Annotated in this window: 8 protein-coding genes; 6 read left to right on the forward strand and 2 right to left on the reverse strand. The window is 72.1% G+C overall.

The genetic code is table 11. From position 1 onward, the window contains the following. From UK23_RS53210 to UK23_RS39280, 3 genes are all read left to right on the forward strand, one after another. The coding region (locus UK23_RS53210; RefSeq protein WP_045316871.1) for an RNA polymerase sigma factor at nt 1–346 on the forward strand (346 nt) is incomplete at its 5' end. Continuing rightward, nucleotides 343–816, forward strand: coding sequence for a hypothetical protein (locus UK23_RS39275; RefSeq protein WP_045316872.1), 474 nt, complete (start codon nt 343–345; stop codon nt 814–816). The genes UK23_RS53210 and UK23_RS39275, both read left to right, overlap by 4 nt. A 3-nt stretch (nt 817–819) precedes the next feature. Continuing rightward, the gene (locus UK23_RS39280) at nt 820–3,378 is read left to right on the forward strand and encodes a CHAT domain-containing protein (protein WP_045316873.1); all 2,559 of its coding nucleotides are present in this window, start codon (nt 820–822) and stop codon (nt 3,376–3,378) included. Nucleotides 3,379–3,381: 3 nt separating this feature from the next. Here UK23_RS39280 and UK23_RS39285 read toward each other — a convergent pair whose 3' ends face one another. Further along, nucleotides 3,382–3,936: a helix-turn-helix domain-containing protein gene (locus UK23_RS39285; protein WP_045316878.1), complete on the reverse strand. Its 555-nt coding sequence runs from the start codon at nt 3,934–3,936 to the stop codon at nt 3,382–3,384. A gap of 57 nt (nt 3,937–3,993) precedes the next feature. On the opposite strand from UK23_RS39285, the gene UK23_RS39290 reads away from it, so the two are divergent. From UK23_RS39290 to UK23_RS39300, 3 genes are all read left to right on the forward strand, one after another. Further along, a complete protein-coding gene (locus UK23_RS39290; RefSeq protein WP_045316874.1) occupies nt 3,994–4,686 on the forward strand; it encodes an AzlC family ABC transporter permease in 693 nt (230 codons plus the stop codon). Then, entirely contained in the window at nt 4,665–4,973 is a 309-nt protein-coding gene (locus tag UK23_RS39295) for an AzlD domain-containing protein (protein ID WP_045316875.1), read from the forward strand. Before UK23_RS39290 ends, UK23_RS39295 begins: the two co-directional genes overlap by 22 nt. A gap of 320 nt (nt 4,974–5,293) precedes the next feature. After that, nucleotides 5,294–7,681, forward strand: coding sequence for a LuxR family transcriptional regulator (locus UK23_RS39300; RefSeq protein WP_045316876.1), 2,388 nt, complete (start codon nt 5,294–5,296; stop codon nt 7,679–7,681). Nucleotides 7,682–7,717: 36 nt separating this feature from the next. On the opposite strand, the gene UK23_RS39305 is transcribed toward UK23_RS39300, so the two are convergent. Further along, on the reverse strand, nt 7,718–7,904 hold a 187-nt coding region (locus UK23_RS39305), incomplete at its 5' end, for a non-reducing end alpha-L-arabinofuranosidase family hydrolase (protein ID WP_045316877.1).

The following is a 7,904-nucleotide window of genomic DNA, read 5'->3' on the forward strand; positions in this document are numbered from 1 at the left end:
GCTCGTCACCACGGCGAAACGGGAGGCCTGGCGGACGCGGGACCGCGGCCGGGCGGAGGTGCCGACCGGGGACCACGCGATGCTGGACCACCCCGATCCGTTGCCGGGACCGGAGGAGGCGGCCGGTGTGACGGATCACCGCACCCGGCTGTGGCGTGCCGTCGACCTGCTGCCGCGGCGCTGCCGGGAGTTGTTGCGGATCGTGGCGTTCGTGCCGCGGCCCGACTACGGCGTGATCGCCAGAACGCTCGGGATGCGCCAGGGCAGCGTCGGCCCGACCCGCGGCAGGTGCCTGGCGAAGCTGCGCGACCTGCTCGGCCTCACCGGCGCGGCGGAGCAGTCATGACCTCGTCCTTCGGTGACCCGCCGAACCTCGACGCCGTGGATCTCGGCCTGCTGGACGGCGTCCGCGAGCTGTACGAGGCGATCGACCCGATGCCGCCGGACCTCGTGCTCCTCAGCTGCTTCGCGATCGACGTCGAGGGCCCCGGTTTCGACGTCGCCCGGCTCGAGCTCGAACCGGTTCCCGCCGGGACGCGTGGTGACGAGCGGAGCAGGCTGATCACCTTCGACAGCCCGAGCGGCACCATCGCGGTGCAGATCGCGGTGCACGCGGACGAGCACGTGCGGCTCGACGGCTGGCTGACCCCTCCCGGCGAGCACCGCGTTGAGCTGCGCGCCTCGACCGGCACGATGGTGGCGGAGGTGTTGCCACACGGTCGTTTCGTCTTCCCGCGGGTGCCACCGGGACCCGTGCAGATCGTGGTCCGGCTGTCCGGCGCCGGCACGATCGTGACCCCCGCCTTCGTCCTTTGAGGAGTGACCACGACCACGACCGCGGCCACCGAGCGACTGGACTGTCGCGTGCGGCTCCTGCGCGAGGAGGGGTCGCGGCTGACCAACAGCGGCAAACCCGCCGCAGGGGCGCGGAAGCTGCGTGCCGCGCTGCGGATCCTGTGCTGGCCGGCCGAGTCGTTCCCCGGCGGGGAAGAGGTCCGGCGGGCCCATCCGGTGCTGACCTCGCACGTGCTGATCAGCCTTGGACTCGCGGAGGCCGAACAGGGCGACACCGCACGTGGCCTCGCCACGCTCGAGGCGGCCGGTCTGCTCGTGAACGACCACGACCGTCCGATCCTGTTGCAGCAACGCGGTCTCGTGCTGCACCGCGCGGGCCGGTTGGACGAGGCACTGCCGTTGTTCGACGAGGCCGTGCCACTGCTGGAACGCGCGGGTGAGCCGTTCGCGCTGACCTCCGCGCTGCTCAACCGGGTGTACCTCAACCTCAGTCTCGGGAAGACGCGGCGGGCACGAGAGGACCTGAACGCGTGCCGGATCATCGCGGCTCGCGAGGGATTCGTCCTGACCGAGGCGAAGGTCGAGCACGACGCCGGTTACTGCGCGGTGCTGGAGGGCGACATCCCGGCGGCACTGCGGGCGTTCGACAACGCCGGTGCGCTCTACGCCGAACACGGCGCCGGGTACCTCCCGGTGCTGAGGATGGACAAGGCGCGGGCACTGCTCGCGGCGGGCCTGGGCAGGGAGGCGGGCCGGGAGCTGGACGCGGCGTTCGCGTTGTTCACCTCGGACCGGTTCAGCGTGGACTACGCCTGGGCCGAGCTGACCCGCGCGCAGACCGCGCTGGCGTGTGGAGACCCCGCCACGGCACGGAACTGGGCGGCCAGGGCCGGACGCAGGTTCCGCCGGCACGGCGACCACGCCTGGTCGGCCGTCGCCGACCTGACGGTCGTGCGCGCCAGGCTGGCCCTCACCTCGTCTCCCGCGGCACTGGTGCCCGTGGCGCACCGGCTGGCGGACCGGTTGCGCGCGCTCGGGCTGGGCCACGACGCCGATCTCGCCGATCTCCTCGCGGCGCGGGCGCTGTTCGCCGCCGGACGGCCGGACCAGGCTCGCGAGATCCCCGCGCTCAGCAGGCGTGCCGGACCGGCCACGCCCCTGGACGTGCGGCTGCTGCGCAGGCTCCTGCGCGCGAAGGCGCACACGTCCTCAGGACCGGCGCTGCGCGAACTGCGCGCCGGCCTGGACCTCCTGCACGCGCAGCGGCGGCGGTGGGCCAGCGTCGAGCTGCGCGCGGCGGTGGCCGGGCTGGGCGCCGAGCTCGCCGGCGAAGGTCTGGGCATCGCGCTCGCCACCGCCTCGCCGCGCCAGGTGTTCGCGTGGACCGAACGTTGCCGCGCCCAGGCGTTCCTCGCGCAGCCGGTCCGGGCTCCCGCCGACCAGGAAGTCCGCGAGGCGCTCGCCGAGATCCGCCAGCTCAGCGAGAACGAGCGAGCGGCCGAGCTGCGCGGCCGGGCCGACGCGCTGGCACAGGCCCGAGTCCGCCGCCGGCGCCTGGAACATCTGATCCGGCAACGAACCTGGCAGCAGGACGGCGGTGGCCCGTCCCGTCGGATCGTGTCCCTGCCCGCGGTTCAGGCCCGGCTCGCGAACCGAGTGCTGATCAGCCTGGTCGATCGCGAGGGCGACCTGTCCGCGCTGGTGGTGGGGGAACGGTCGGTCACGCTGGTGCCGCTCGGTCCCACCGGCGTCGTCACGGAAGCGGTGCACCGCCTGCTGAGCGATCTCGACGCCCTGTGCGGGCGAGTGCTCCCCGCCCGTCTCGAAGCCGCGTTGACGAAATCGCTGAACGTGGAGCTGACCACCCTGAGCAGGGCCGTCGCGGGCCCGTTGCGGCGCCTGCTCGGTGACCGGGACGCCGTGATCGTGCCGACCGGAGACCTCGGCCTGCTCCCGTGGGGCCTGCTGCCGGAGTTCCGCGGCCGGCCGGTGACCGTGGCGCCTTCCGCGTCGGTGTGGACGTTCGCCCAGCAGACGGCCCGGCCGGCGATCCGCGGGGGCGCGCTGCTGGTGGCGGGCCCACGGCTGCCGAACGCGGAGGCCGAGGTCGTGGGCATTCACACGGTCCGCCCGGACGCGCGGTGCCTGACGGGAAGCGCGGCGACCGTCGCCGCTGTTCTGCGCGCGCTCGACGGTGTCGACGTCGCGCATCTCGTGGCGCACGGCCATCATCAGCCGGACAACGTGCTGTTCTCGTGCCTCGATCTCGCCGATGGTCCGTTGATGGCGTACGACCTGACCGCGCTGGCCGTGGCGCCACGGCACGTGGTGCTGTCCGCGTGCGACGTCGGACGAGCGACCGTGCGCGCAGGCGACGAGCTGCTGGGGTTCAGCGCGGCACTGCTCTACGCGGGCACGAGCACGGTGGTGGCCAGCCTGGCCCGCGTGCCGGACGACCTGGCCGTCGAGGTGATGAAGTCGTACCACCGCGCCGTCGCCGCGGGCGTCGACCCCGCCCGCGCGCTGGCGGGGACGTCCGCGATCGACACCCGCATCCCCCTGGTCTGCTTCGGTGCCGGGTGAGACTCAGGACGTGTGCTCCATGACCATCATCGCGGTCGTGCCCGGCTCCAGCGCCTTGCAGATGTGCGGCAGGTCGCCGGGATAGACGATGTAGTCGCCTGGCCCGAGCTCGACCGGGTCCTCGGCCAGGCCGGCCAGGCAGCGTCCGGAAGCCACGATCATGTGCTCGACGCTGCCCGGCACGTGCGGCTCGGACTCGCGGGCGCCGCCGGGTTCCAGGGCCAGCCAGTAGATGTCGTGCTTCGTGCCCGGACGGCAGGCGGCCAGCAGCGTGGCGGAGTAGTGCGCGCGCTCGGAGTGGATGACCGGGCCCTCACCCGCCCGGATCACCTGGACGCGCGGGACTGCCGGTTCGACCAGGCGGCTGAACGGGACGCCCAGCGCCACCCCCAGGGCCCACAACGTCTCCACGCTCGGGTTGCCGGCGCCGGATTCCAGCTGGGAGAGCGTGGATTTGGCGATTCCGGCCTTGCGGGCCAGGTCGGAGAGCGACATGCCGGTGCGGTCGCGCTCGCGGCGGAGGTTGGCCGCGATGAGGTCGAGTGGTGCGTTCGACACAGAAGTCCATCCGTTCGGCTTGACGAACACCCGTTCAGGTGTTCATCGTAATGGGTGATGCGTTCGATATGGCGAACTCTTGATGCTGTGCTTCTGCGTGACGTGGCCGCAGTCGCACTAGGTGCCGCGGTGACCGGTGCGTCGTTCGGCGCGATCTCGGTGGGCTCGGGCCTGCCGTGGTGGATGCCGGTGCTGATGTCGCTGGTGATCTTCGCGGGCGGCTCGCAGTTCATGGCTGTGGGCATCGTCGCCGCTGGTGGCAGCCCCGCGGCTGCCGTTGTCGCCGGCCTCGTGCTGAACGCTCGGCACCTGCCGTTCGGGCTCGCGATCGGCGACGTGCTGGGCAGGAGTCCGCTGGCCAGGATCGTCGGCAGTCACCTGCTCATCGACGAGTCGACCGCGTTCGCGATGTCGCAGAAGGATCCCGCGAGAGCGCGAGCGGCGTACTGGGCGTGCGGCGTGTCGTTGTTCTTCTGCTGGAACATCGGGGTGCTCGTCGGCGCGCTCGCGGGGCAGGCGATCGGGGATCCGGCGACGTTCGGGCTGGACGCGGCGTTCCCGGCGGCCATGCTCGCGCTCACGCTGCCTGCTTTGAAGGACGCGGCGACGCGCAACGCGGCGCTGACCGGTGCGGCGATAGCGCTCGCGACGACGCCGTTCCTGCCCGCGGGTGTGCCGGTGCTGCTCGCGCTGGCCGGATTGCTCGTGTTCAAGAAGAAGGAGGCACCGTGCCCGTCACCGCAGTCCTGATCCTCGCCGCGGGCACGTTCGCGATCCGGCTCGCCGGTCCGCTGCTGCGCGACCGCGTCACGTTGCCGGAAAAGGTCAACGACCTGATGACGGCATCGGCCACGGTGCTGCTGTTGGCGCTGGTCGCGGTCTCGGCGCTGACGAACGGCAAGCAGTTCGGCGGCTGGGCGCTCGCGGCCGGGGTGGTCGTCGGAGGGCTCGCGGCGTGGCGGAAGCTGCCGTTCGTCGCGGTGATCGTGCTGGCGGCGGCCACCACGGCCGGGTTGAGGTTCTTCGGGGTGGCGTGAGGTGCCGCTCGCTTTCGGGGGCGGGCTGATGGGCGTGGTCGCTCGCTCATGGGGCCGCTTGAGGCTGATCGGCATGGCCTGAGGGGCTGTCGCTTGCTCTCGGGGGCGGCTGATCGGCGTGGTTGCTCGTTGATGGGTCGTTTGAGGCTGATCGGTGTCGCCTGGAGGGCTGTCGCTCGCTTTCGGGGCGGCTGATCGGCGTGGTTGCTCGCTCATGGGTCGGCTTGAGGCCGGCGGCGGTGAGGCGCACTCGGGTGGCACATGCGGGCGTGATGCCCCCGCAATAGGGGGTTGATGGGCGGCAGGCCTCAGATGGACCCATGGCTGCGAAACCTGGACTGGTCGGGCGGGACCGGGAGACGACTCGGCTGGCGGGCGCGCTGTCGGCGGCGGCTCGTGGCGACGGGCACCTCGTCGTGGCCACCGGGGGACTGGGGTCCGGCAAGACGGCGCTGCTCACCGCCGCGCGTGAGCTGGCGGCGCAGCGAGGGTTCACGGTGCTGGCCGCGCGAGGCAGCTATCTCGAACGCGAGCTGCCGTTCGGGCTGGTGAGCAGGCTGTTCGTGTGCGTGCAGCCGGGGGACGAGGTGCAGCACCTGCCGCGCATCGCCGCCGCGCTGGGGCAGTCGGATCAGCTCGCCGAGCCGGGGCCGGTGACGTTGCCGGAGTTGCACGTCCTGCATCGGGCACTCGCGCGCATGGCCAACGAACGGCCCGTGGCTCTTGTCGTCGACGACGCGCAGTGGGCCGACCAGCCGTCGTTGCAGTGGTTGAGCACGCTTCCGCACCGCATCGAGCACCTGCCGGTGTTCGCGCTGGCGGGGATCGGGGCGGGCGAGGTGTGCACCGGGCCGCAGACGCTCGAGGAGCTGCTCGCCGCGAGCACCAGCGAGATCCGGCTGGACGAGCTGTCGTTCGACGGCGTGCGCGCGTTGGTCGAGCAGGAGCTGGGGCGGCGGGCCGGCGACGAGTTCGTGACGCTCTGCCGTACGCAGGCAGGCGGCAACCCGTTGCTGCTGCTCAACTTGCTCCGCGCGCACCCTGGTGAGACCGCGCCGGCGTTGCTGCCCACGGTCAACGTCCGGCTGCGGCGCCTCGCCCCGCACGCCCCCGACGCCCTGCACGCGCTGGCCGTGCTGGGCGGTGAGGTCACGTTGCCGCGCGTCGCCGAGCTGATCGGCACCGAACCGTGCGAGCTGGCCGGAACGATCGCCTCGCTGCACCGCATGGGACTGCTGTCGGCGGACGGCTCGCTCGTGCATCCGTTGGTGCGCAACACACTCCGCGAAGAGCTGACCATCACCGAACGGCAGGACCTGCACGCCGCCGCGGCCCGCTTGCTGACCGAGACGGGAGCGTCGGCCGAGGCGGTTGCCGAGCACCTGGTCGAGACGCGGCCGCTGGACGAGGAGTGGGCGACCGCGGTGCTGGTGTCCGCCGCCGGACGGGCCCGCGCGCGCAACCGGGTCGTGGACGCGGTCAGGTACCTGCGCAGGGCCATGGACGAGCCCGGATCTCAGGACTTGCTGGCGGAACTCGGTGAGGCGGAGTCCTATGTGGACGTTCCGGCGGCCGTGGACCACTTGGGGGAGGCCGATCCCGCGCACCCCGCACTGCCGGGGCTGCTGGCGTTGCTGGGGGAGGAGCCGGAGTTCGAACCGGACGGGATCGGTGACCCGGACGTCATGCCTGTGACGCCGTCGGAGTTCGACCCCTACCTGCGGGCGATCGCATTTCTGCGGACGCGTGGTGAGCTTGCGGCGGCTTATGCCCGTGCGGACCGTGCGTTGACCATCGCGCGGCGGTGGCAGCATCGGCCGTGCGTCGCAGCGGCACTCACGGCGCGTTCGGCATGCCTCAGGGACCTTGGACGGTTGGTGGCCGCGGAGTCCGACGCCCGCGAGGCGCTGGCGACACTCGAAAGCTGCGGGGCGGCGCGGGTGTCGACGCCGATCTTCGCCGCGCTGACCGAGCTTTCCTTGGCACTGCTGGACATGGGCGACGTCGAGACGGCGGCGCAGGTGTTCGAGGTCGTGCCGGGCGAGGTGCCCGATCTGTTCGGCGCACCGGCACTGCTGGCCGCGCGGGGCAGGGTGCGGATCGCGGCCGAGCGCCGCAAGGACGGTGTGCGCGATCTGCTGGACTGCGGCGAACGGCTCCGCGCGCGTGGTTGCGACAGCACGTCGTGGCGGCTTCCTCTTGGAGGCGACCACCTCGTCGCAGAAGAGCTCTTAGCGCGCGCAACGGGCGCGGTGCTGCCGTTGGCGGCCGTGTTGCGTGAACAGGGCGTGCTCAGAGGCCTCGAAGGCATTGCGCTGCTTGAGGAATCGGTCGCACTGCTGTCGACCACGAACGCGCTGCTGGAACGAGCCCGCAGCCACTTCGCGCTCGGCCGCGCGCTGCACCTCGCCGGACGGGTCAAGCCGGCCCGCGTCGAGCTCAGAACAGCCGTCGACCTCGCCGACGACTGCGGCGTCGACGACCTCGCCGAGGAGATCCGGCAGGAGCTCGCCGCCGGGCCCGCCGGCCTGACCGAGTCCGAGCGCCGGGTCGCCGCGCTGGCCGCCGAGGGCAAGATGAACCGGGAGATCGCGGCCGCGCTGTTCGTGCAGCTGCGCACCGTCGAGATTCACCTGACGAAGGTCTATCGCAAGCTCGGTATCGACGGCCGCGACCAGCTGGCGCCCGCACTCCGGCTCGCCGGCTAGCGGGCTCGGCGTTGCACCGAGCCCGCCGCCACACCACTAGCGCTGCAGCGTCAGCACGCCCGGCTTGTACGGCAGGAGGCCGTAGTCCACGCCGTCGGAGCTGGGATCACGTCCCTGGTAGAGGAACTGCAGGTTGCAGGGATCGATGGTCTTGGTCTGATCCGGGTTGGTGCGCACCAGATCGCCGTGGCTGATGTCGTTGGTCCACGTGGCGCCGCTGTTG

The sequence above is a fragment of the Lentzea aerocolonigenes genome (assembly GCF_000955955.1).
In the GTDB taxonomy this organism is placed as follows: domain Bacteria; phylum Actinomycetota; class Actinomycetes; order Mycobacteriales; family Pseudonocardiaceae; genus Lentzea; species Lentzea aerocolonigenes_A.